The 396-nt window shown below is 67.4% G+C and carries 1 protein-coding gene; it reads left to right on the top strand.

Annotation, left to right across the window (positions count from 1 at the left end; genetic code table 11):
* Positions 1-396 (top strand): hypothetical protein (locus QCE69_RS39445; protein ID WP_309936174.1); only part of this gene is annotated, 396 nt, incomplete at both ends.

The following is a 396-nucleotide window of genomic DNA, read 5'->3' as shown; positions in this document are numbered from 1 at the left end:
AACGTGCCGTGGGGCGCGCCGCCCGATCCGAACGCCATCGGCGGCGCGTACGTTGAACCGCCGCACGGCGGCCAGTGGAACAGCGGCTATCAGTACACGACCTATACGGGCGTCGCGCTCGCCAACCTGATCGCGTCGATCCGCCCGCAGGCGCAGATCATCGCCGGCGGCAGTCTCGACACGTCGCATGTCGGCCTGTTGCAGAACTTCTGGAGCGCGGTCGCGGCGGCCGGCGACATCGCGGCGCCGGCAACGCTCGATCAGAACAGCTGGCGCGGACACAGCGCGCCCGTCGTGCAGGTGACGTACTCGGGCTATTACCACTACAACAACTACGACGACTCGGAACACAACTGGACGCTGCCGTTCGGCGATGCGCCGTTTGTCGGCGGTCGT

Source organism: Caballeronia sp. LZ032, assembly GCF_031451315.1.
GTDB lineage: Bacteria > Pseudomonadota > Gammaproteobacteria > Burkholderiales > Burkholderiaceae > Caballeronia.
This window is presented reverse-complemented; position numbering and strand designations above follow the sequence as displayed.